Here is a 24,055-nt window from a genome sequence, read left to right as displayed (position 1 = left end):
TGCTGCTACAAGGCCTCTCATGAGCAAGATCTTGAAAATCGCATTCCAGGGCGAGCCGGGAGCCAATTCCCACATCGCCATTTCCGAGGCCTATCCGACCGCCGAGGCCATGCCCTGCGCCACCTTCGAGGACGCGCTGAGCGCGATCTCCTCCGGCGAGGCCGACCTGGGCATGATCCCGATCGAGAATTCGGTCGCCGGCCGCGTCGCCGACATCCACCATCTGCTGCCGGCCTCGGGCCTCTACATCATCGGCGAGTGGTTCCTGCCGGTCCGCCACCAGTTGATGGCGCTGAAGGGCACCAGGCTCGCCGACATCAAGACCGTCGAAAGCCACGTCCACGCGCTCGGCCAGTGTCGCCGCATCATCCGCCAGCTCGGCGTCCGGCCGATCGTGGCGGGCGACACCGCGGGCAGCGCGCGCGACGTCTCCCAGCGCGGCGACAGGAGCGTCGCGGCGATCGCCTCGCGGCTGGCGGCCGAGATCTACGGCCTCGACATCCTCGCCGAGGACATCGAGGACGAGGCCCACAACACCACGCGTTTCGTGGTGCTGGCGCGCCAGGAGCAGTGGGCCGAGCAGAATTCCGGGCCGCTGGTCACGAGCTTCGTGTTCCGCGTGCGCAACCTGCCGGCTGCGCTCTACAAGGCGCTCGGCGGCTTCGCCACCAACGGCGTCAACATGACCAAGCTCGAAAGCTACATGGTCGACGGCAACTTCTTCGCCACGCAATTCTATGCCGATGTCGACGGCCACCCGAACGACAAGGGCCTCGCTTTCGCGCTGGAGGAGCTGAAGTTCTTCTCCCGCGAGCTGCGCATCGTCGGCGTCTATCCGGCGCACCCGTTCCGCGCAACATTCAGCGAGCGGATGGAGTGATCGGACCGTCATCTCGCGGCTCCAGATAGGCCGCCAGCTCGGCCGGCGTTCCCATCGGGAACGCCTGCTTCAGATGGTCGAGAAAGGCGGAGACGCGCGCGCTCAACAGCCGCCGCGACGGATACAGCGCCCACAGCGCAACCGCTGGCGCGTCGAGATCCGCCCACTGCACGAGCCGGCCTACAGCGAGATCGTGGCTGGCGAGCGAGAACGGCAGGCATGCGGCGCCGACACCGGCACGGACCGCATCGCGCACCATGATCAGCGATGACAACCGCAGGATCGGATCGATCGCGATGCGCGATGATCCCGTTGCAGCCATGACGTCCCAAGCTGCGATCTGCTCGGTGCTGCGAACAACCGCAGGAACGAGCGCGCCGTCCGCCGGCCGCGTCAGGCTTGGGCTGGCCACGACCACCAGCTGATCGCGCAGGAAGATGCGGCCGACGAGGCTCTCATCGGGATCGGGATTGACCCTGATCACCAGGTCATAGCCTTCCTCGACCATGTCGACGGCGCGGTCGTCGGTCGTCACCTCGAGCCGGACCTCCGGATATCTGAGCGCGAACGTAGCGGCGAGCTTGCCCATCGCGGTCTGCGAGAACAGCAGCGGCGCGCTGATCCGCAACCGGCCGCGCGGCTGGTCGCCGCCTGAGGCTATCGCACCGACGGTCTCGTCGAGCTCGGTCAGCAGCGCGCCCGTGCGCTCGAACAGCGCCCGCCCTTCCTCGGTCAGCTTCAGTGTGCGCCCGCCGCGCTCGATCAGCCTGATGTCCAGGCTCGCTTCGAGCTCTGCGACGCGGCGGGACAGCGTTGCCTTGGGACGACCGCTGGCGCGGGCGGCCCGGCCGAAGCCGCCGTGGCGGGCGACGAGCGTGAAATCGGCGAGCGCAAGCAGATCCATCTGTTCCACCAATGAGACGACATGTCCAAATATAGCGCCTATTGGCTCGCATGTGGATCGATATCTTCCGGGTGTCTCAACACCAACCCGGAGTGATCCCATGACCATCCTCGTGACCGGTGCCACTGGAACCGTCGGCCGTCGCGTCGTCGAACAACTCGTCAGGCGCGGGGCCCATGTCCGCGCCCTCGTCCGCGATCCTGGCAAGGCCAAGCTTCCGGCAGGCGTTCAGATCGCCCAAGGCGACCTGCTCGACGTCGATTCGCTGCGCGGCGCGTTCTCGGGCGTCTCGACCCTGTTCCTGCTCAACGCCGTCACGCCTGATGAATTCACTCAGGCGCTGATCGCGCTCAATCTGGTCCGCGAGGCCGGCATCGAGCGCATCGTCTATCTCTCGGTGATCCACAGCGACGTCTACGTCAACGTGCCGCACTTCGCCGGCAAGTTCGCCGTCGAGCGGATGATCGAGCAGATGGGCCTGAACGCCACCATCCTGCGCCCCGCCTACTTCATGAACAACGATCTCACGATCAAGGACGTCGTGCTCGACTACGGCGTCTACCCGATGCCGATCGGAGCCAAGGGCCTCGCGATGATCGACGCGCGTGACATCGGCGAGATCGCCGCAATCGAGCTGATCCGCAGGGAGCAGTCGGCTACGCCGCTCCCGCTCGCGCGGGTCAATCTGGTCGGTCCGGACACGCTGACCGACGCTGATGCCGCTGCGATCTGGTCTGACGTGCTGGGCCGCACGATCGCCTATGGCGGCGACAACACCGCGCAGTTCGAGACCAACCTCCGGCAGGTCATGCCGAGCTGGATGGCGTTCGACATGCGACTGATGGCCGAGCGCTTCCTAACCGACGGCATGGTGCCGGACGAGGGCGACGTCGCGCGCCTCACCGCGCTGCTGGGCCGGCCGCTGCGCTCGTACCGCGACTTTGTCGCCGAGATCTCGGCCACGGCCTGAAGCCGAGCCGCTCATCATCCCCCGAAACCGAATTGCGCGGCGCGCTTCCGCGAATGCGCCCCCTCACACCATGGAGATCATCATGACCAGTCAAGATAGCAATGTCACCACACCCAAGTCTAACATCCTCGTGCTTGGCGCCACCGGCGACACCGGACGGCTGATCGTGCGCGACGCGCTGGCGCGCGGCCATCACGTCACCGCGCTGGTGCGCTCGCCCGACAAGGCCGGGGACCTGCAAGGCGCGCAACTGATCGTCGGCGATGCGCGCGACGAAGCCACGCTTCGCATGGCGCTCAAGGGACAGGATGTCGTCATCAGTTCCTTGGGCACCGCGCTCAGCCCGTTTCGCGAGGTCACCACGCTCTCGACATCGACGCGGGCGCTCGTCAAGGCGATGGAGGCCGAGAATGTTGCGCGCCTTGTCGCCATCACCGGGATCGGCGCAGGCGACAGCCGGGGACATGGCGGCTTCGTCTACGACCGGCTGATCCTGCCGCTGCTGCTGCGCAACGTCTATGCCGACAAGAACCGGCAGGAGGCGATCATCCGCGATAGCGGGCTCGACTGGGTCATCGTCCGTCCCGCCATGCTCAACGACAAGCCGGGCGGCCAGACGGTCCGCGCGCTGACGGACCTCACAGGTTTTCACGGCGGCACGATCGCGCGGGCCGATGTCGCGCGCTTCGCGGTGGACCAGGTGAGCGACGACAGCTTCCTGCGTCGTTCGCCGCTAATCACGTGGTGAGCAGGGAAGACGCGGAGCTGTCCCGACGAATAAGCCTGCTTGTGAATTACTCAGTCATGCCCGGGCTTGTCCCGGGCATCCACGTCGTTCTCAACATGCCGATCGACGTGGATGGCCGGGACAAGCCCGGCCATGACGATGTGGAGAGCGAGGGGCGCAAAACTCAGATCCTCGATCGAGATGGCGGGGAGATGATCCTGCTCTGCCGCTCCCCCCAAATCCGATCGAGGTCTGTTGACGACTCTCGTTACGCCGCCGCCTTCCGCTCGAGGCCGAAGGCGTCGGCAAGCAGGCTGTAGGAGCGCTTGCGGGCGTCGTGGTCGAAGGTCGCCGTGATCACCATCAGCTCGTCGGCCTGGCTTGCCGCGATCATCGGATCGAGCTTGGCTCGCACCGTCGCCGGGCTGCCCACGAACAGCCGCGACCGGTTGCGTGCGATCGAGGCGCGGTCGGCGTCTGTATACATGTACGCCGCGGCCTCCTCGGGGCTCGGCAGCGGCAGGAACTGGCCGCGGTCGCGCCTGAGGCGGTTGAGGTCCATCGACGACGCCAGCCGCTCCGCCTCGGCGTCGGTCTCGGCCGTCACCACCGCGACCGCCAGGATCGCATGCGGCTGTGTCCGCCAGCGCGACGGCGTGAAATGGGCGCGGTAGGTTCGCATCGCGTCGACGGCGTCGTGGCTGGCGAAATGATGTGCGAAGCCGAACCCCATGCCGAGCTGCGCCGACAGCTCGCTGGAATAGTCGCTGGAGCCGAGCAGCCAGATCGGCGGCAATGGCGCGTCGTCGGGCATGGCGATGACGTTGTTGTAAGGATGACCGGCAGGGAACTCGCGGGTCTCCCACAGCATCAGCTCATGCAGCCGCTCCAGGAAGTCGTCGCCCTCGCGGCGGTCGAGCCGGCTGCGCAGCGCATAGGCCGTGGTGCCGTCGGTGCCCGGCGCGCGGCCCAGGCCGAGATCGATCCGGCCGGGAAACAGTGCCTCCAGCATCTTGAAGCGCTCCGCGACCACCAGTGGCGCATGGTTGGGCAGCATGACGCCGCCGGAGCCGACGCGGATGTGCTGCGTCGCTGCCGCGATCTGCCCAATCATGATGTCGGGCGACGGGCTCGCCACCGACGGCAGGCTGTGGTGCTCAGCCAGCCAATAGCGGACGTAGCCGAGCTGATCGACATGGCGGGCCAGATCGATGCTGTTGCGCAGTGCCGCCGAGGCAGGCGTGGCGGTGGTCGTGACGGAGAGGTCGAGCACTGAAAGCGGGATCATGGCTTCAACCTAATGACTGCGCGGCGTGCCACAATGGGCCAACCGCGGCGGAGCCCTGCTGGAAATGCAGGGATCGACACCATCCCGAGTTGGGACGCGGACATTGTATACAACATCGCCCTCGAAACGTCCCACACTCGATCTCGACCAAATCCGTTCACTCACAGCCAACACACATTGAAACATCAACATTTTATCTGCCCATCACACAATCGATGATAGCAGACAAAAGTCATCAAAATACATACAAGTGGGCGAAATCCCATTTGGGGTGGGCTGTCTATTGCGACGCACTTCCCTTATCTTCCCACATCCAAAGAGCGATCCCCTCTTGAGTTGAAATTTACGCGCCACCGGGAACCTGCGCTGCCATGACCGACCTCGCCACCGCCATCGCCGACGGCCACTCCGCCATCATCCGGCCGAAGATCTCGTTCGAGTTCTTCCCGCCGAAGACCGAGGAGATGGACCGGACGCTGTGGGCCTCGATCGAGCGCCTCGCGCCGCTGGAGCCGAGCTTCGTCTCGGTAACCTACGGCGCGGGCGGCTCGACCCGCGAGCGCACCCACGCCACCATCGCGCGCATCCTGAAGGAGACCGCGCTGCTGCCGGCGGCCCATCTCACCTGTGTCGGCGCCTCGCGCCGGGAGATCGACGAGGTCGTCGACCGCTATCACGAGGTCGGCGTCCGCCACATCGTGGCGCTTCGCGGCGATCCGCCCGGCGGCATCGGCACGCCCTACTACACCCATGCCGAGGGCTATCAGAGCTCGCCCGAGCTGATCGCCGGCATCAAGAAGCGCCATCCCGACATCGAGGTCTCGGTCTCCGCCTATCCGGAGAAGCACCCCGAGAGCCGCGACTTCGACGCCGACATCGACATGCTCGAGGCCAAGGTCGACGCCGGCGCCACCCGCGCCATCACCCAGGTGTTCTTCGACAACGATCTCTACTTCCGCTACCTCGACCGTGTCCGCGCCCGCGGCATCACGATCCCGATCGTGCCCGGCATCATGCCGATGCACAATTTCAAGCAGGCGCGTGGCTTTGTGACCCGCGCCGGCACGACGGTGCCGGACTGGCTGGCCGAAAAATTCGACGGTCTCGACGACGATCCCGAGACCCGCAAGCTGGTCGCGGCGACCGTCGCCGCAGGCCAGGTGCAAAAGCTCGCCAAGCATGGCGTCGACACCTTCCACTTCTACACCATGAACCGCGCCGACCTCGTGTTCGCGATCAGCCATCTGCTCGGCATCCGTCCGAAGTCCGCCAACAAGGCTGCCGCCTGATGTCCACCCCTGTATCTCCAGCGCGTACCGCCTTCCTTGCCGCTGCAGCCAAGCGAATCCTGATCCTCGACGGCGCCATGGGCACGATGATCCAGGCGCTGCAGCTCGACGAGGCCGCCTTCCGCAGCGAGCGGTTCAAGGACTTCCATCGCGACCTCCGCGGCAACAACGACCTGCTGATCCTGACGCAGCCCGACGCCATCGAGGACATCCACGCGCAATATCTGCGCGCCGGGGCCGACATCGTCGCCACCAACACCTTCTCGGCAACCTCGATCGCGCAGGCCGATTACGACCTCTCCGACATCATCTACGAACTGAACCGCGAGGGCGCCCGGCTCGCCCGCAATGCCGCGACCCGCGTTGCGGCCGAGGACGGCAAACAGCGCTTCGTCGCCGGCGCAATGGGCCCGACCAACCGCACCGCCTCGATCTCGCCCGACGTCTCCAACCCCGGCTACCGCGCCGTGACCTTCGACGACCTCCGGCTCGCCTATGGCGAGCAGGCGCGCGGGCTCCTGGACGGCGGCGCCGACATCCTGCTGCTCGAGACCATCTTCGACACGCTCAATGCCAAGGCGGCGCTGTACGCCATCGCCGAGCTCTGCGAGGAGCGCGGCATCGACGTGCCCGTCATGATCTCGGGCACCATCACCGACAAGTCCGGCCGCCTGCTCTCGGGCCAGATGCCGGAGGCGTTCTGGAATTCGGTCCGCCACGCGAAACCGCTGACCATCGGCTTCAACTGTGCGCTCGGCGCCGAGGATCTGCGCGCCCATGTCGCCGACATCGGCCGCGTTGCCGACGCGCTGGTGTGTGCCTATCCCAATGCCGGCCTGCCCAACGAGTTCGGCCAGTATGACGAGACGCCGGCCTACATGGCGCGACTGATCGGTGAATTTGCGCGGGACGGCCTCGTCAACATCGTCGGCGGCTGCTGCGGCACCACGCCCGAACATATCGCGGCGATCGCCGCCGCCGTCGCCCCGCACAAGCCTCGCGCCGTGCCGGAGATCGCGCCGCGGCTGCGGCTGTCGGGCCTCGAGCCGTTCGAACTCACGCCCGCCATTCCGTTCGTCAATGTCGGCGAGCGCACCAACGTCACGGGCTCGGCCAAATTCCGCAAGCTGATCACCGCCGGCGATTACACCGCGGCGCTGCAGGTCGCGCGCGACCAGGTCGAGAACGGCGCCCAGGTCATCGACGTCAACATGGACGAGGGCCTGCTGGATTCGGAAGCCGCGATGCGGACCTTCCTCAACCTCGTCGCTGCCGAGCCGGACATCGCCCGCGTTCCCGTGATGGTCGATTCCTCGAAATTCCACGTCATCGAGGCCGGCCTGAAATGCGTGCAGGGCAAGCCGGTGGTGAACTCGATCTCGCTCAAGGAAGGCGAGGAGAAGTTCATTCACGAAGCGAAGATCGCGCGTCGCCACGGCGCCGCCGTGGTCGTGATGGCGTTCGACGAGACCGGCCAGGCCGACACCTACAAGCGCAAGACCGAGATCTGCGCCCGCGCCTACAAGATCCTGGTCGAGCAGATCGGCTTTCCGCCTGAGGACATCATCTTCGATCCCAACATCTTCGCCATCGCGACCGGACTTGAGGAACACAACAATTACGGCGTCGACTTCATCGAAGCGACACGCTGGATCCGGCAGAACCTGCCGCATGCGCATGTCTCGGGCGGCGTCTCCAATCTCTCCTTCTCGTTCCGCGGCAACGAGCCGGTGCGCGAAGCCATGCATTCGGTGTTCCTGTATCACGCCATCAAGGCGGGCATGGACATGGGCATCGTCAATGCCGGTCAGATGATCGTCTACGACGACATCGATCCGGAGCTGCGCCAGGTGTGCGAAGACGTCGTGCTCAACCGCGACCCCGGCGCCTCGGAGCGGCTGCTGGCGCTGGCCGAGAAATTCCGCGGCCAGGGCAAGCAGACCAAGGAGGCCGATCTGGCCTGGCGCGAATGGCCGGTCGACAAGCGGTTGAGCCACGCGCTGGTGCATGGGATCACCGAGTTCATCGAGCAGGACACGGAAGAGGCACGCGCCGCCTCGACGCGACCGCTCGACGTCATCGAAGGCCCGCTGATGGCCGGCATGAACGTGGTCGGCGACCTCTTCGGCGACGGCAAGATGTTCCTGCCGCAGGTCGTGAAGTCCGCGCGCGTGATGAAGCAGGCGGTGGCCTATCTGATGCCGTTCATGGAGGCGGAGAAGGCTGCTAACAAGGGCCGGGCCAATGAGCGCTCCAACGCCGGCAAGATCGTGCTCGCCACCGTCAAGGGCGACGTCCACGACATCGGCAAGAACATCGTCGGCATCGTGCTCCAGTGCAACAATTTCGAGGTCATCGACCTCGGTGTCATGGTGCCCGCGGCCAGGATCATCGAGACGGCCAAGGCCGAGAACGCCGACATCATCGGTCTCTCCGGCCTGATCACGCCCTCGCTCGACGAGATGGCGTATCTCGCCTCGGAGATGGAGCGCCAGGGCCTGAACGTGCCGCTCCTGATCGGCGGCGCCACGACGAGCCGTGTCCATACCGCGGTCAAGATCGATCCGAACTACCAGAATGGCCCGGTCGTTCACGTCAACGACGCCAGCCGCGCCGTCGGCGTCGCCTCCTCACTGCTGTCGCCGGAGCGCAAGGATACCTACGCCACGGAGGTTCGCAGCGAGTATCAGAAGATCGCCGCTGCGCATCTGCGCGGCCAGGCCGACAAGAAGCGGCTGAAGCTCGCGGACGCCCGCGCCAACGCGCCGAAGATCGACTTCGCCAAGGTGAAGCCGGTGAAGCCGACCTTCCTCGGCACCAAGACGTTCGTCGACTACGACCTCGCCGAGCTCGTGCCCTATATCGACTGGACGCCGTTCTTCCAGACCTGGGAGCTTGCCGGTCGTTTTCCTGGCATCCTCGACGACGCCAAGGTCGGCGAGGCCGCGCGCGCGCTGTATGACGACGCGCTGAAGATGCTCAAGCGCATCGTCGACGAGAAGTGGTTCACGGCCCGCGCCGCGATCGGCTTCTGGCCGGCAAATGCGGCCGGCGACGACATCGTGCTCTATGCCGACGAGGGCCGCACCAAGCAGATCGCGACGCTGCACACGCTGCGCCAGCAGCTCGAGAAGCGCGAGGGTCGCTTCAACACCGCACTCTCCGACTTCATCGCGCCTGTGGGTTCCGGCGTGCCGGACTATGTCGGCGGCTTCGTCGTCACGACAGGCCTCGGCGAGGATGCCGTCGCCGACCGCTTCAAGAACGCCAATGACGACTATTCCTCGATCCTGGTGAAGGCGCTGGCCGACCGCCTCGCCGAGGCGTTCGCCGAGCGCCTGCATGCCCGCGTCCGCCGCGAGTTCTGGGCCTACGCTCCGGACGAGGCGCTCTCGCCGGACGATCTGATCCTGGAGAAGTATCACGGCATCCGTCCCGCGCCCGGCTACCCGGCGCAACCCGACCACACCGAGAAGGCGACCTTGTTCGAACTGCTCGACGCCGAGAAGAATGCCGGCGTGCGGCTGACCGAGAGCTTTGCGATGTGGCCGGGCTCGTCGGTGTCGGGCCTCTATTTTGCCTCGCCGGAGAGCTTCTATTTCGGCGTCGGCAAGATCGAGCGCGACCAGGTCGAGGACTACGCCGCGCGCAAGGGCATGACCGTCGCCGAAGTCGAGCGCTGGCTGGCGCCGATCCTGAACTACATTCCGGCAAGGGGCGGCCAGCAGGCGGACGCGGCAGCGCGCGCCGTCGCTTCGCCCGCTCCGGCCAACGACGCCGCCCCCGCCGAGCTCGCGAGCCATCCGGTGGGCTGCACCTGTGCCGTTCATCTCGCCTGGCGCAAGAAGGCGGTCGGCGCGAAGTAGCCGGCGCGGTCGCCCCATCCACAGCTGTCGTCCCCGCGAACGCGGGGACCCATACCGCGTGATCTACCCGTCGTCCGCGGTGGCTGATATCGCGCAAAACGACATCTCCCTGTGGTTATGGGTCCCTGCGCCGCGTGCGCAATTGCGCACTAGGCAGGGACGACAGCGGTTATGACGCCCCCTGCTCGGCTCACACGCTGCACTTGGACGCCCCTCCTCCGTGTCCCCCGCGCCACGGCCGCCGCGAATGACAAAGCGCCACAGCCGGCGCCATGCGATGCAGCGTGGACTTATCCCCGGTAACCGGCTGAAATGCCGCCGGGGCCTCCGGGTGGTTTTTCGTTCATGTCGTTGCAGTTCAGGCTTGCGTCCCGAAACCTGTTCCATGACAGGCTTCGATTCATTGCCACCATCATCGGCATCATCTTCTCGATCGTGCTGGTGACCGTGCAGATGGGCCTCTATGTCGGCTTCCGCCGGATGGTCACGACCATGATCGACCATTCCCCGGCCGAGCTGTGGATCATGCCGGTCGGCACCAAATGCTTCGAGGATCCCTCGCTGCTCGACGAGCGGCAGCGGTTCCGGGCGCTGGCGGTTCCCGGAGTGGCGGAGGCGACGCCGCTGGTGATCGGCTATGCGCAATGGCGGCTGCCGCAGGGCACCACGACGCCGGTCTTCGTGGTCGGCTCGGAACTGCGCGGGCTCGGGCTGCATCCCTGGAACGTGGTGGAGGGACGGCTGGACGACCTGTCCGTGCCGGGCGCGGTCGCCATCGACCAGACCTATTTCGAGCGGCTCGGCATCGGCGGCGCCGGCCAGGCTGCGGAGCTCCGCGACCAGAAGGTGCAGGTGATGGCTGTCACCAAAGGCATCCGCTCGTTCACGACAACGCCTTACGTGTTCACCGACGTCGACCGCGCCCGCGCCTATACCGGCATCGCCTCGAACAAGGCGTCCTATCTGGTGGTCAAGCTGGCGGCCGAGGCCGACCTCTGGACCGTGCAGCGGGCGCTGCGCGACAGTCTGTCCAATGTCGACGTGCTGACCGCAGCCGAGTTCGCGAGCCGCAGCCGCTCGTTCTGGCTGTTCGGCACCGGCGCGGGTGCCGCGCTGTTCGCCGGCGCCCTGCTCGGCCTCATCGTCGGCACCGTGATCGTGGCGCAGACGCTCTATTCCAGCACCAAGGATCACATCAACGAGTTCGCGACCCTGCGCGCGATCGGCTCGTCCAGCCGCTACATCTACACCGTCATCATCTGGCAGGCGCTGCTCAGCGCCATCGTCGGCTTCGCCGGCGCTGCGGCGATCGGCAGGATCGTGGCGGCCGCGACCGCGGAATCGGCGCTGCCGGTCATCATGACCCCGACGCTGACGGTCGCGCTGTTCGTGCTGACGTTGACGATGTGCGTCGGCTCGGCGATCGCGGCGATCCTCAAGGTCATGCGCATTGATCCGACCCTGGTGTTCTCGCGATGACCGACACCGTGCTCGAGGCCACCGATCTCGTGCATCACCTCGGCCAGGGGGCCGGAAGGGTGCAGGCGCTGAAGGGCGTGAGTCTGTCGCTGAAGGGCGGCGAGCTGGCGCTGCTGATGGGCCCCTCGGGCAGCGGCAAGACCACGCTGCTGTCGATCCTGGGCTGCCTGATGACGCCGGATGGCGGTGCCGTGCGGGTTGCCAACCAGCCGGTCGCGGGGCTCGATCCCGAGGCGCTGGCGAAGCTGCGCCGCGAGCGCATCGGCTTCATCTTCCAATCCTATCATCTGTTTCCGACGTTGAACGCCGAGGACAATGTGCGGCTCGCGCTCGACGTGCGCGGCGAACGCGCGCGGGCCGCGAAACTGGCGGCGCGCGAGGTGCTCGAGCGGGTCGGCCTCGGCCCGAAGAAGCGGTCGTTCCCGCGCCAGCTCTCGGGCGGCGAGCAGCAGCGCGTCGCGATCGCCCGCGCCATCGTCGGCAAGGCGCAGGTCATTCTCGCCGACGAGCCGACCGGCGCACTCGATACCGCCAACGGTCAGGCGATCATGACCCTGCTCGCCGATATCGCCAAGGATCCGTCGCGCGCGGTGCTCGTGGTGACGCACGATCCGCGCATCCTGCCGTTTGCCAATCGCGTCATTCACATCGAGGACGGCCGCATCGTCCGCGAGGAGAGCGGCGGCGAGTCCATGAAGAAAGTCTCGCACGCATGATATCGGGAATTCCAGAACGCGCTCACCTGCTCGGGCTCGTCGCCGCGGCTGCATTGGCTATCATCGTCACGCCGACCTCGATTCCACCGACAGCGCGTGCCGCCAATGCCCAGGAGGAACGCTGGCTGGCCGTCGCACCCGGCCGGGTCGAGCCGGCATCCGGCCTGATCAAGCTCGGCGCGCCGGTGGTTGGGCTGATCCAGGAGGTGCTGGTCAGGCCAAACGAGACCGTGTTCGCCGGCCAGGTCCTGGTGCGGCTCAGCGATGGCGAAGCTCGCGCGCAGCTCGCCAGCGCCGAGGCGCAGGTCGCGATGCGCAAGCGCGTGCGCAACAAGGAGTCGACGCCGTCTGGCGCGGGTCCCCGGCGCCGCGCCGAAGACGGCCTCGCCGATGCGCAGGCGGCGGTGTTCGACGCGCGTGCTGCGCTCGACAAGGCCGTGACCGAGCGGCGCGCCGGGCGCGGCACCGATGCCGATGTCGACACCGCACGCACGCAATTGACAGCCGCGCAGGCGAAGCTGGAGCAACAGGCCGACGAGCTGCGCAAGGTCACCGCGGATGCGCCGCTGCCGGTCAGCGCCGAGGGCCAGCTCAACGTCGCCCGCAGCGAACTGCAGGGCGCCCGCGCCACGTTGGAAAAGCTCACCATCCGCGCGCCGCTCGACGGCACGGTGCTGCAGGTCAATGCGCGCACCGGCGAGATCGCTTCGCCGCAGACGACGCCACCGCTGGTGCTGCTCGGCGATACGTCCTCGCTGCGCGTGCGCGCCGAGCTCGACCAGCGCGACCTCGACAAGATCAAGGTCGGCCAGCAGGCGGTGGTCCGCTCCGACGCCTTCCGCGGCCGCGACGTCGCCGGCAAGGTCGCCGCCATCGCCCCGCTGGTCGAGAGCAGCCGCACTGCTGCGCTCAGCCAGCGCAACATGACCGACGTTGACGTGGTGGAAGTGCTGGTCGATCTCGCCGAGCCGGGCCCGTTCGCGGTGGGTATGAAGGTGGACGTGTATTTCAAGCCGTGAGGGGCGCGCCGCTCGGCCCACGCCTCTTGCGCTGCTGCCCACCCTCCCCTGGAGGGGGAAGGTCGCTCGCACGCGCAGCGGGCGAGCGGGGTGGGGCGAAGCCACGAGCACTGCTGCTGATGGAGAGATCACCCCACCCCGCCTCACGTTTCGCTTCGCTCATCGTGAGGCGCCCCTCCCCTCCAGGGGAGGGTGAGCACCGAGCAAGCGGCACGGTCTGGCGTCTCGATGGACTCCATCAATCCCCGCTCGGAGGGGCCAGCGGCTGGACGATCTCCTGGAATGGCGGCAGCGCCTCGCACCTTGCGGCGTGGGCCGCCAGCGCCGGATAGCGCGCGGCGTCGAACAGATGCGGATGCGCCTCGCGTGTGAAGCGCAGCACGCAGGCGACGGCGATGTCGGCGTGGCCGATGTTGTCGCCATACCAATAGGCGCTCGTCACATCTGCGCGCTCGGCCTCCAGCATTGCCAGCACGCCGGAGATCTGGGCCTCGCAGCGCGCGACCCACAGCGCGAGGCGGTCCTTGCGCAGCACGCGCTCGTAGATAAGGCTGACGGCCTTGTCGCCGAGACCGGTCGCGAGCGCGATCGTATGCAGCTGCTGGCGGCGCAGCGCGCCGCTCCGCGCCAGCATCGCGCGCTCGGGCCCGACGGTCTCGTCGAGATGATCGAGGATCGCCGCTGAATCGATCAGCGCCTCGCCGTCATCCAGCACCAGCACCGGCACGCGCAGCAGCGGATTGTACGGCGCGATCTTGTCGGCGTCGCCGAAGGTCGACCACGGCTTGTGCTCGAACGGCACGCCGTAGAGCTTGAGCGCGATCGCGGTGCGGCGGACGAAAGGCGAGTCGTATTGGCCGATCAGGAACATCGGTTATCCTCCTGTGCGGCGCATTGAAGCGCCGTTCGGCGCCGTTGTCAGCTCCCATGTTCAGGCGAGCAGCGGCACATGCGCTGCGACGTCGCGCGGCAGCGTGCCGTCGAGGCGCGGGTCGGGGGCGATCTCGATCTGCCGCCGGAAGGGACGGAAGCCGGAGCGCTGGTAGAAGGCCAGCGCACGGGGATGATCGAAGCTGCAGGTGTGGACCCAGAGCCGCGTCAGCGGCTGCGCCCAGGCGCGGCGCAGCGCGTGGTTCATCAGCAGCCGTCCGGCGCCGGTGCCGATCAGCTTCGACGTGACGCCGAACAGCGCCAGCTCGCAATCGGTCTTCTTGCGGAAGTCGAGCTCCAGCAGGGCTTCATCACCGCCGCCATGCGCCAAGGTGTAGATCTCGACTCCGTCAGCGCGAATCGTCTTGGCAAGCTCCGCATCGCTCATCCGCGTGCGCTGCGACCACAGCCACTCCCAGCCGACGCGGGCATAGAGGTCGCGGTACCAAGCGAGATCGGGCTGCGCGACGCGGCGAATGCTCCAGTCGCCGACCGGATCGGGCGGCAACACTGGCGGTGCCAGCATTTCCAGCGAGGTCACCACGGCCGCGACCTTGCCGGGCGGGACGTCGACATATCCGTCGGGAATGGTCACTCAAGACGACCTGATTGAAGGGTGATCGGCAACCAGCTTACCCCGGACGTAATTGGAACCGCACAGCGGTCCCGGCATGGTCGGCGCATTCAACATCAGGAGCCATGCCCATGCAACGACGAGACGTGCTGCTGACCGCGGCAGCAGCCAGCTTCGCGGCGACGGGACCGAGCCTCGCCGCCGCACCGACCGCGGCGCGCCCCCGTATCCGCTGCAGCGACGGCGTGACGCTCTATCACGAGGAGTGGGGCAGCGGCCGGCCGGTGCTGTTCGTACATGCCTGGGCGCTGACCAGCGCGATGTGGACCTACCAGATCTCCGATCTCAGCCAGCGCGGGCTGCACTGCATTGCCTTCGACCGCCGCGGCCATGGACGCTCCGACGTGCCGGGCGGCGGCTACGAGCTCGACCGCCTGGCCGACGACATCGCCGAGGTCATCGCGCAGCTCGACCTTGATGATGTCGCGCTGGTCGGCATGTCCATGGGCTGCAACGAGATCCTCAACTACGTCGCGCGGCACGGCACGGGACGCATCTCGCGCATCGCGATGCTCGGACCGACGACGCCGTTTCCGCTGCAGACCGCGGACAATGCGCTCGGCGCGCCCCACGGCTATTTCGAGCAGTGCTGGGCCGCGTGGCAGAGCGACTTTCCGAAATGGATCGAGGACAACAAGCTGCCGTTCTTCACTAAGGACGCCTCGCCGCAGATGATGGAATGGGTCGCGGCGATGATGCGCCAGATGCCCATTCCCGTCGCGGTCGCCACCAACCGCGCGCTGATCGCGACCGACCTGCGGCCGGTGCTTGCGAAGATCGACCGTCCCGTGCTGATCCTGCACGGCGACAAGGACGTCTCAGCGCCGCTCGACATGACGGCACGGCCGACCGCCAAGGGCATCAAGGGCGCCGAGCTGAAGGTCTATCCCGGCGGCCCGCATGGGCTATTCGTGACCCACATGAAGCAGGTCAATGCCGACCTTGCTGCGTTCCTGGCTTAGCTGCTGTGGGAGGCGAGCGCCCTACTCGCCCTCGTCGCTCGCCAGCACCCCCTTCACGGCGCGAGCCCAGCCGGCGAGCTTGCGCTCTCGCGTCGCCGCGCTCATCGCCGGCCGGAAGCGGTGCTCGAGCCGCCAATTGTCGGCGAACTTTTCCGGCTCCGGATAGACGCCCGCGTGGAGGCCGGCGAGATAGGCGGCGCCGAGCGCGGTGGTCTCCTGGATCATCGGACGGTCGACTGGTGCGTCGAGCAGGTCGGCGAGACGCTGCATGGTCCAGTCCGAGGCGGTCATGCCGCCGTCGACGCGCAGCACGATCGTGGCGGCGGACGCATCGGGCCAGTCGGCGCGCATCGCGGCCCACAGATCGTAGGTCTGGTAGCACACGCTCTCCAACGTGGCATGCGCGAGCTCGGCCGGGCCGGTATTGCGGGTCAGGCCGAACAGCGCGCCGCGCACGCGCGGATTCCAATACGGTGCGCCGAGGCCGACGAAGGCCGGCACCAGATAGACCGACTGCATCGAGTCGGACTTGTCGGCGAGCGGGCCGGTTTCGGCGGCATGCTTGATGATGCCGAGCCCGTCGCGCAGCCACTGCACGGCCGAGCCGGCGACGAAGATCGAGCCTTCGAGCGCGTAGGTCCTGACGCCGTTGAGCTGATAGGCGATCGTCGTCAGCAGCTTGTTGTTCGATTTCACCGGCGTGGCGCCGGTGTTGAGCAGCGCGAAGCAGCCGGTGCCGTAGGTCGACTTCATCATGCCCGGCGTGAAGCAGGCTTGGCCGATGGTGGCCGCCTGCTGGTCGCCGGCGATCCCCGCGACCTTGATCGGGCCGCCGAACAGATCGGGCGTGGTGGTGCCGAAATCGGCGGAGGAATCCTTCACCTCGGGCAGCATCGAGCGCGGCACGCGCAAGAGCTTCAGCAGCGTCTCGTCCCACGCACCGGTGTGGATGTTGAACAGCAGCGTGCGCGAAGCGTTGGTGGCATCGGTGGCATGCACCTTGCCGCCGGTCAGCCGCCACAGCAGGTAGCAATCGACGGTGCCGAACATCAGTTCGCCGCGTTCGGCGCGCTCGCGCGCGCCAGGGACGTGGTCGAGGATCCAGGCGACCTTGGTGCCGGAGAAATAGGGATCGATGATCAGGCCGGTTTTGGCGCTGACATCCGGCTCGTGGCCATCGGCCTTGAGCTTGGCGCAGATGTCGGCGGTGCGGCGGTCCTGCCAGACGATGGCGCGGTGGACGGCCTGGCCGGTGGCGCGGTCCCATACCACGGTGGTCTCGCGCTGGTTGGTGATGCCGATCGCCGCGATGTCCTTGGCCGTCAGTCCCGCCTTCTCAAGCGCATCGCGGCAGGTCATCACCGTCGAGGTCCAGATGTCCTCCGGCTCGTGCTCGACCCAGCCGGAGGCCGGGAAATGCTGCGGGAATTCCTGCTGCGCGACCGCGGCGATCGAGATGTCGGAGCGGAACACCATCGCGCGCGAGGACGTGGTGCCCTGATCGATGGCCAGCACGAAGGACATGGGTTTTCTTCCCGGTAGGTTGACGACGTTGGGCCGACAAGCAAGCGGATCGGGCGGGCGAGGTCAAGGTGGAGCGGCACGTGTCTATCCACCCTCCCCTGGAGGGGGAGGGTCGATCGCCCGCGCAGCGGGCGAGCGGGGTGGGGTGAAGCCACGGACGCTGGTGCTTGTGGAGAGATCACCCCACCCCGCCTCACGTCTCGCTTCGCTCGTCGTGAGGCGACCCTCCCCCTCCAGGGGAGGGTGAACACCCGCGATCAGCACCGCCGCTCGGATACGAAGGCTACACCGCGGCCGTTGTCACGCCGCCGTCGACGACGATGGTCTGGCCGGTCATGAAGGTCGACGCATCCGAGGCGAGGTAGGCGACCGCGCCGGCGATCTCGTGCGGCTCGCCGATGCGACGCAGCGGGGTGGTGGCGCAGCGCTGCTTCAGGCGGGCTTCGTCCTCCCACAGCGCGCGGGCGAAATCGGTCTTGATCAGGCCGGGCGCGACGCAATTGATGCGCACGCCGTGCGGCCCCCATTCGCCGGCAAGGCTGCGGCACAACGCGAAGTCGGCGGCCTTAGAGATGCCGTAGGCGCCGATCACGGTCGAGCCGCGCAGGCCGCCGATCGAGGAGACGATGATGACCGAGCCTTTGCCGCGCGTGGCCATCAGCGGGATCGCCTTGGCGCAGAGCCAGAGATTGCTCTTCACGTTGGAGGCCATGATCTTGTCGAACGCCTCGTCGGTGATGTCGAGCAGCGGACCGTAATACGGGTTGACCGCAGCATTGCAGACGAGGATGTCGACCTGGCCGTATTGGTTGACGGCACCGTCGATCAGCGCATCGACCTCAGCGCGGCGCGAGATGTTGCAGGGGATGACGTGGGCCTCGCCACCATTGGCGCGGATGGCGCTCGCAACCTCCTCGCATGCGTCCGGCTTGCGGCTGGAGATCACCACCTTGGCGCCGAGTTGCGCGAGCAGCTCCGCCGACGCCCGGCCGATTCCGCGGCTCGAGCCGGTGATGACGGCGACCTGGCCGGAGAGGTCGAAGGGATTGGGGGTCATGTCTGCTTCCTCCGCGTCATTGCGAGGAGCGAAGCGGCGACGCAATCCAGATCAAGCATACCGCCCTGGATTGCTTCGCTTCGCTCGCAATGACGGCTCGATTGATCAAATCACTCCGGAGCCGGTCGACACCGGCAGCGTAGCCCTCTCAAATCCGTCATGCGCGGGGTTGACCCGCCTGCGGGGCCGAAGCCCCTTCGGCGCGGCGAAGGCCCGCGCATCCATCTTCAGAAAGCGATGGGTTGCCGGGTCAAGCCCGGCAACGACAAAGCTTTCTAGATCAACCCGCCCGCCTCGCTGACGCGGCGCATGTGGTAGTCGGTGTCGCCGAAGGTGCTCTCGATCATCGTCAGACGCTTGAAGTAGTGGCCGATCTTGGCCTCCATGGTCATGCCGATGCCGCCATGGAGCTGGATCGCCTGCTGGCCGACGAACTTAGCCGACTTGCCGATCTGCACCTTGGCCGCGGCGATCGAGGTGGCGCGCTCCTTGGCGTCGTCGAACTCGGCGGCCATGGTCGCAAACATCGACATCGAGCGGGCCTGCTCCAGCGCGACGAACATGTCGGATGCCCGGTGCTGCAGCGACTGGAACGAGCCGATCGCGACGCCGAACTGCTTGCGCGTCTTGATGTACTCGACCGTGGTCTTCAGCGACTCGTCCATCAGGCCGACGGCCTCCGCGCACAGCGCGATGCGGGCCTCGTCGACGACGCGTTCGATCAGCGGCAGGGCGTTGACCGGATCGCCGATCGCGGCGTCGGCGCCGACCTCCACACCGGTGAAGGTGATGTCGGCGGCATGCAGACCGTCCTGGGTCGGATAGCCCTTGCGGGTGACACCCTTGGCGTCGGCCGGCACGATGAACACGCCGATGCCCGACTTGTCGCGCTGGCCGCCCGAGGTGCGCGCGGTCACGATCAAGGTGTCGGCGTTCTCGCCGTTGAGCACGACGAACTTTTCGCCGTCGATGACCCAGCCATCGCCCTTCTTCTTCGCAGACGTCGCAACGTCGAACAGGTCATAGCGCGACTGCTTCTCGAGCTGGGCGAACGCAAACGTCCTACTGCCGTCGATGATTCCAGGCAGATGCGCGGCCTTCTGCGCCGCCGAGCCGCCATGACGGAGGAAACCGCCGGCCAGCACCACGGTTGCGAGATACGGCTCGAGCACCAGCGCGCGACCCATCGCCTCCATCACGATCATGGTCTCGACGCCGCCGGCGCCGAAGCCGCCGTCGTCTTCCGAGAACGGCAGACCGAGCAGGCCCTGCTCGGCGAGCTTGGACCACATCGCGCGGCTCCAGCCGCCCTTCTCCTTCATGTACAGCTTGCGCTTGTCGAAATCGTAGGCATCCGCCAGCAGGCCGTCGATGCTGTCCTTGAGGAGACGCTGCTCCTCGGTGAGATCAAAATCCATGCTCTCTATCCTCGTACCCGGAATTCATCATCGGCGTCATTCCGGGAGGCGCCGCAAGGCGCGGGCCCGGAATCCATACTCACGATGGTGGTTATGGATTCTCCGACGCGCAACTGCGCGTCGTAGCTCGCCGCTTCGCGGCGCCCCGGAATGACAGCAACTCAAAGCCCCAGCACCGCCTTGGCGATGATGTTGCGCTGGATCTCGTTGGAGCCGCCGTAGATCGAGACCTTGCGGTTGTTGAAGTAGCTCGGCGCGATCTGGGCGGTCCAATCCATGGTCTCGTTGCTGTCGTCGTCGCCATGGACGTCGTAGGGCGCGGCAAACGGGCCGATCACCTCCATCAGCAGCTCGGTGGTGGTCTGCTGGATCTCCGAGCCCTTGATCTTCAGCACCGAGGACGCCGGATTGGGCTTGCCCTTGCCGTGCTTGCCCTCATCGGCGACGACGCGCAGTTGCGTCAGCTCGAGCGCCTTCAGCTCGACCTCGCAGGCGGTGAGCTTCTCGCGGAACGACGGATCCTCCAGCACCGGGCGGCCGCCGGATTCGATCTTGCCGGCGAGCTCCTTGATGCGGCGGATGCGCTCCTTGGAGACGCCGACACGGGCGATCCCGGTGCGCTCATTGCCAAGCAGGAACTTGGCGTAGTCCCAGCCCTTGTTCTCCTCGCCGATCAAGTTCTCGATGGGCACCTCGACGTCGTCGAAGAACACCTCGTTGACCTCGTGGCCGCCGTCGATGGTCTGGATCGGACGCACCGTGACGCCCTTCGACTTCATGCTGAACACGATGAAGGAGATGCCCATCTGCTTCTTCGCGGAGGGATCGGTGCGGCACAAGCAGAAGATCATGTCGGCGTGCTGCGCGAGCGTCGTCCAGGTCTTCTGGCCGTTGATGATCCACTTGTCGCCGCGGCGCTCCGCCTTGGTCTTTAGCGATGCGAGGTCAGAGCCCGAGCCCGGCTCTGAGAAGCCCTGGCACCACCAGTCGTTGACATTGGCGATGCGCGGCAGATACTTCTTCTTCTGCTCCTCGTTGCCGAAGGTGTAGATGACGGGGCCGACCATGCTGACGCCGAAGGCGAGCGGCTGCGGCGCCGGATAGGCCTGCAGCTCCTCGTTGAAGATGTAGTGCTGCACCGAGGTCCAGCCGGTGCCGCCATATTCCTCCGGCCAGTGCGAGACACCCCAGCCCTTCTTGTTGAGGATGCGCCACCAGGTCACCATCTCGTCCTTCGACAGATGGCGGCCTTCGATCATCTTCCGCCGCGTCTCCGCGGGCACGTTGTCCCTGAAGAACGCCCGGACTTCCTCGCGGAACGCCTGCTCTTCCTTCGTGAATGCAAGATCCATCGGATCCTCCCGTGTGTATATATTCGTCGACAAATCGAGCTGTCATTCCGGGGCGCCTCGAAGAGGCGAACCCGGAATCCATAACCACCATCGTGAGTATGGATTCCGGGCTCGCGCTCCGCGCGCCCCGGAATGACGAAGACCTATTGCAGCACCTCGAACAGGCCGGCGGCGCCCATGCCGCCGCCGACGCACATCGTCACCACCGCGTACTTGGCCTTGCGGCGGCGGCCTTCGATCAGCGCGTGGCCCGTGAGCCGCGCGCCCGACATGCCGTAGGGATGGCCGACCGCGATGGCGCCGCCATTGACGTTGATCTTGTCGGGGTCGATGCCGAGCTTGTCGCGGCAGTACAGCACCTGCACGGCGAACGCCTCGTTGAGCTCCCACAGGCCGATGTCGTCGACGGTCAGCCCGTGGCGCTTGAGCAGGCGCGGCACCGCGAACACCGGGCCGATGCCCATCTCGTCGGGCTCGCAGCCATGCGCGACGAAGCCGCGGAAGATTCCGAGCGGCTGCAGGCCGCGCTTCGCCGCGGTGGCGTCGCTCATGATCACGCAGGCGGAGGCGCCGTCGGAGAGCTGGCTGGCATTGCCGGCGGTGATCGAGAAGCCGTCGCCGCGCACGGCCTTGAGGCCGGCGAGGCCTTCGGCCGTCGTCTCGGGACGCGGACCTTCGTCCTGCGACAGGGTGACGTCCTTGAACGAGACGTTGCCGGTGGCCTTGTCGGTGACCGCCATCTTGGTCGAGATCGGCGCCAGCTCATCGTTGAACTTGCCGCCCTGCTGCGCGGCAGCGGTGCGGCGCTGGCTCTCCAGCGCATATTCATCCTGGCGCTCGCGGGAGATGCCGTAGCGCTTGGCGACGATCTCGGCGGTGTCGATCATCGGCATGTAGACGTCGCCCTTGATCTCGAGCAGCGCCGGATCGGTGGCCTGGAATGTGTTCATCTTGTCGTTCTGGACCAGCGAGATCGATTCACCGCCGCCGCCAACCGCGATCTCGACACCGTCGAAGATCACCGAGCGCGCCGCGAGCGCAATCGCCTGCAGGCCGGAGGCGCACTGGCGGTCGATGGTGGTGCCGCCGACCGACACCGGCAGGCCGGCACGCAGCAGCGCCTTGCGCGCGATGTTGCCGCCGGTCGAGCCCTGCTGCAGGGCTGCGCCCATCACGACATCCTCGACCTCGGCCGGATCGACCTTGGCGCGCTTGACCGCCTCGCCGATGGCGTGGCCGAGCAGCGTCGCGCCGCCGGTGGCGTTGAGCGCGCCGCGATAGGCCTTGCCGATCGGCGTGCGGGCGGTGGAAACGATGACGGCATCGGTCATGGGCGACCTCCTGTTGTTGTTACGGATGTTTGCTGTGAGACGTGGGTGATTGCTGCTGGCGCAGTTCGTGACGCGACAGCTTGCCGACCGGCGTGCGCGGCAGCTCGTCGACGAACTCGACCGCCGCCGGCAGCTCGTGCTTGCCGAGCTTGCCGGTGAGGAAGGCGCGGAGATCCTCGACCGGGAACGGCGCGAAGCCGTCGCGCAGCTTGATGAAGGCCTTGGCCGCCTCGCCGCGATAGGCGTCGGGAATGCCGATCACGATGACCTCCTGCACCGCCGGATGGGTGTAGATCGCCTGCTCGATCATCTGCGGATAGACGTTGAAGCCGCCGGAGATGATCATGTCCTTCTTGCGGTCGACCAGGAAGTAGAAACCGTCGGCGTCGACATAGCCGATGTCGCCGGTCAGGAAATGATCGCCGACGAACGACTGCGCCGTTTCGTCCGGCCGGTTCCAATAGCCCTTGGTGACGTTCGGCCCCTTGATCCGGATCTCGCCCACCTCGTTCACGCCGAGCACCTTTGCGGGATCCTCGAGCGACACGACGTCCATCTCGATGCCGGGCAGCGTGATCCCGATCGAGCCGGGCTTGTCCGGGCCACCCTTGGGATGGGCGGTGCCGGGCGAGCAGGTCTCGGTCATGCCCCAGCCGCTCTTCAGCTTCATGCCGACGCGGCGCTCCAGGATGCGCGCGACCTCGACTGGCAGCGGCGCGCCACCGGAGCCAACGCTGGTCAGCGACGACAGATCGCGCGTGTCGAGATCGGGCAGGTTGGCGATCGCGATCCACATCGTCGGCACGCCGGGAAAATAGGTCGCGCGCTTGACCTCGATGTCGCGCATCACGGCTTCCAAGTCGAAGCGCTGGTGCAGCGAGATCAGGCTGCCGAGACGCAGCGAGGTCAGCAGCACCACCGTCAGTGCATAGATGTGGAACAGCGGCAGCACGCAGATGACTCGGTCGGAGCCGTTGCCGTTCGCGCGCGTCGCGCGGCCCCAGATTTCGGCGATCGACACTGCCGAGGTGAGATTGCCATGGGTCAGCATCGCGCCCTTGGGCAGGCCGGTGGTGCCGCCGGTATATTGCAGCAGGGCGATGTCGTCGGGCGAGATGGCCGGCCACGCTGCCGGCGCCACGGCGCCCTCGACGAAGGCACGATGGGTGGTCACGGCGGAGCTATCCGGCAACGGCGTCTGTGACGTACCGACCTTGCCCCAATGATCATCCTCGCAGACGATCAGGCGGTCGAGCAGGCCCTTCTCGAGGAACTTCAGCGCCGTCGGCAGCAGCGCCGACAGGTTCGAGGTGACGAGAATGCGTGCGCCGGAATCGCTGAGCTTGTGCGACAGCGCGATCTCGCCATCGAGCGGCGACAGGTGCACGACGCGGGCGCCGGCCTTGAGCGCGCCGAAGAAGTTGATCGGATGATCCGGCGTATTGCCGAGGAACAGCGCGATCGACGCGCCCTTGCCAAAACCGGCTCGCAGGAACGCGGCGGCAGCCTGGTCGACGAGCGCCGCGAGTTGCTTGAAGGTGACGGGGCGGTCGCGGAATTCCAGCGCGTCGCGATCGCCGAAGTCACTGACCGCCTTTGCCAGCAGATCTGGCAAGGTGCCACGCGCGATCGGCGCGTCCCAGCGGACGCCTTCGGGATAGAACTGTTCGCCAGGATGGGTCATGCGGACTCTGTGTTTCTTGCCGTAA

The 24,055-nt window shown here is 66.7% G+C and carries 19 protein-coding genes; 9 read left to right on the top strand and 10 right to left on the bottom strand.

The window, feature by feature from the left end; all coding sequences use genetic code 11:
* Positions 1–19 precede the first annotated feature (19 nt).
* Entirely contained in the window at positions 20–880 is an 861-nt protein-coding gene (locus ACQR1E_RS23255) for a prephenate dehydratase (protein WP_315825969.1), read from the top strand.
* On the opposite strand, the gene ACQR1E_RS23250 is transcribed toward ACQR1E_RS23255, so the two are convergent.
* Complete coding sequence (locus ACQR1E_RS23250; RefSeq protein WP_315825968.1) at positions 861–1,784, bottom strand: LysR family transcriptional regulator; 924 nt, start codon at positions 1,782–1,784, stop codon at positions 861–863. The genes ACQR1E_RS23255 and ACQR1E_RS23250 overlap by 20 nt on opposite strands.
* 100 nt (positions 1,785–1,884) lie before the next feature.
* Here ACQR1E_RS23250 and ACQR1E_RS23245 point away from each other — a divergent pair, with 100 nt between their 5' ends.
* Positions 1,885–2,754: an SDR family oxidoreductase gene (locus ACQR1E_RS23245; RefSeq protein ID WP_315825967.1), complete on the top strand. Its 870-nt coding sequence runs from the start codon at positions 1,885–1,887 to the stop codon at positions 2,752–2,754.
* Between the two features lie 82 nt (positions 2,755–2,836).
* Complete coding sequence (locus tag ACQR1E_RS23240) at positions 2,837–3,502, top strand: NAD(P)-dependent oxidoreductase (RefSeq protein WP_434897624.1); 666 nt, start codon at positions 2,837–2,839, stop codon at positions 3,500–3,502.
* A 247-nt stretch (positions 3,503–3,749) separates the two neighbouring features.
* Here the strand turns inward: ACQR1E_RS23240 and ACQR1E_RS23235 are convergent, their stop codons facing one another.
* Complete coding sequence (locus ACQR1E_RS23235; protein ID WP_315713793.1) at positions 3,750–4,769, bottom strand: LLM class flavin-dependent oxidoreductase; 1,020 nt, start codon at positions 4,767–4,769, stop codon at positions 3,750–3,752.
* A gap of 371 nt (positions 4,770–5,140) precedes the next feature.
* Between ACQR1E_RS23235 and metF the strand changes: the two genes are divergently transcribed.
* The 5 genes from metF to ACQR1E_RS23210 all read left to right on the top strand — a co-directional run bounded on the left by metF (position 5,141) and on the right by ACQR1E_RS23210 (position 13,138).
* Positions 5,141–6,058, top strand: a complete 918-nt coding sequence (metF, locus tag ACQR1E_RS23230; RefSeq protein ID WP_434897623.1) for a methylenetetrahydrofolate reductase [NAD(P)H] — start codon at positions 5,141–5,143, stop codon at positions 6,056–6,058.
* Positions 6,058–9,924, top strand: a complete 3,867-nt coding sequence (gene metH / locus ACQR1E_RS23225; protein WP_434897622.1) for a methionine synthase — start codon at positions 6,058–6,060, stop codon at positions 9,922–9,924. The genes metF and metH overlap by 1 nt, the downstream gene beginning before the upstream one ends.
* Positions 9,925–10,269: 345 nt before the next feature.
* Complete coding sequence (locus ACQR1E_RS23220; RefSeq protein WP_434897621.1) at positions 10,270–11,403, top strand: ABC transporter permease; 1,134 nt, start codon at positions 10,270–10,272, stop codon at positions 11,401–11,403.
* Positions 11,400–12,119, top strand: coding sequence for an ABC transporter ATP-binding protein (locus ACQR1E_RS23215; protein WP_315713789.1), 720 nt, complete (start codon positions 11,400–11,402; stop codon positions 12,117–12,119). The genes ACQR1E_RS23220 and ACQR1E_RS23215 overlap by 4 nt, the downstream gene beginning before the upstream one ends.
* Entirely contained in the window at positions 12,116–13,138 is a 1,023-nt protein-coding gene (locus ACQR1E_RS23210; protein WP_434897620.1) for an HlyD family secretion protein, read from the top strand. Before ACQR1E_RS23215 ends, ACQR1E_RS23210 begins: the two co-directional genes overlap by 4 nt.
* 238 nt (positions 13,139–13,376) lie before the next feature.
* Here ACQR1E_RS23210 and ACQR1E_RS23205 read toward each other — a convergent pair whose 3' ends face one another.
* Entirely contained in the window at positions 13,377–14,009 is a 633-nt protein-coding gene (locus ACQR1E_RS23205) for a glutathione S-transferase family protein (RefSeq protein WP_316225808.1), read from the bottom strand.
* A 60-nt stretch (positions 14,010–14,069) separates the two neighbouring features.
* The gene (locus ACQR1E_RS23200; RefSeq protein ID WP_316225807.1) at positions 14,070–14,663 is read right to left on the bottom strand and encodes a GNAT family N-acetyltransferase; all 594 of its coding nucleotides are present in this window, start codon (positions 14,661–14,663) and stop codon (positions 14,070–14,072) included.
* 110 nt (positions 14,664–14,773) lie between these two features.
* Between ACQR1E_RS23200 and ACQR1E_RS23195 the strand changes: the two genes are divergently transcribed.
* Entirely contained in the window at positions 14,774–15,664 is an 891-nt protein-coding gene (locus ACQR1E_RS23195) for an alpha/beta fold hydrolase (RefSeq protein ID WP_434897619.1), read from the top strand.
* A 21-nt stretch (positions 15,665–15,685) separates the two neighbouring features.
* Here the strand turns inward: ACQR1E_RS23195 and glpK are convergent, their stop codons facing one another.
* The 6 genes from glpK to pimA form a co-directional block, all read right to left on the bottom strand.
* Positions 15,686–17,188, bottom strand: a complete 1,503-nt coding sequence (gene glpK, locus ACQR1E_RS23190) for a glycerol kinase GlpK (protein WP_316194823.1) — start codon at positions 17,186–17,188, stop codon at positions 15,686–15,688.
* A gap of 283 nt (positions 17,189–17,471) precedes the next feature.
* Positions 17,472–18,245, bottom strand: a complete 774-nt coding sequence (locus tag ACQR1E_RS23185) for an SDR family NAD(P)-dependent oxidoreductase (RefSeq protein ID WP_316191702.1) — start codon at positions 18,243–18,245, stop codon at positions 17,472–17,474.
* Between the two features lie 275 nt (positions 18,246–18,520).
* Positions 18,521–19,663, bottom strand: a complete 1,143-nt coding sequence (gene pimD / locus ACQR1E_RS23180) for a pimeloyl-CoA dehydrogenase small subunit (RefSeq protein WP_315713781.1) — start codon at positions 19,661–19,663, stop codon at positions 18,521–18,523.
* 161 nt (positions 19,664–19,824) lie between these two features.
* Entirely contained in the window at positions 19,825–21,015 is a 1,191-nt protein-coding gene (gene pimC, locus ACQR1E_RS23175; protein ID WP_434897618.1) for a pimeloyl-CoA dehydrogenase large subunit, read from the bottom strand.
* Between the two features lie 143 nt (positions 21,016–21,158).
* Positions 21,159–22,346: an acetyl-CoA C-acyltransferase gene (locus ACQR1E_RS23170; protein ID WP_315825956.1), complete on the bottom strand. Its 1,188-nt coding sequence runs from the start codon at positions 22,344–22,346 to the stop codon at positions 21,159–21,161.
* A gap of 19 nt (positions 22,347–22,365) precedes the next feature.
* The gene (gene pimA, locus ACQR1E_RS23165; protein ID WP_434842656.1) at positions 22,366–24,030 is read right to left on the bottom strand and encodes a dicarboxylate--CoA ligase PimA; all 1,665 of its coding nucleotides are present in this window, start codon (positions 24,028–24,030) and stop codon (positions 22,366–22,368) included.
* Positions 24,031–24,055 lie beyond the last annotated feature (25 nt).

It is taken from the genome of Bradyrhizobium sp. HKCCYLRH1030 (assembly GCF_051168395.1).
GTDB lineage: Bacteria > Pseudomonadota > Alphaproteobacteria > Rhizobiales > Xanthobacteraceae > Bradyrhizobium.
The sequence above is the reverse complement of the archived record's forward strand: the minus strand, read 5'-3'. Positions and strand labels throughout refer to the sequence as shown.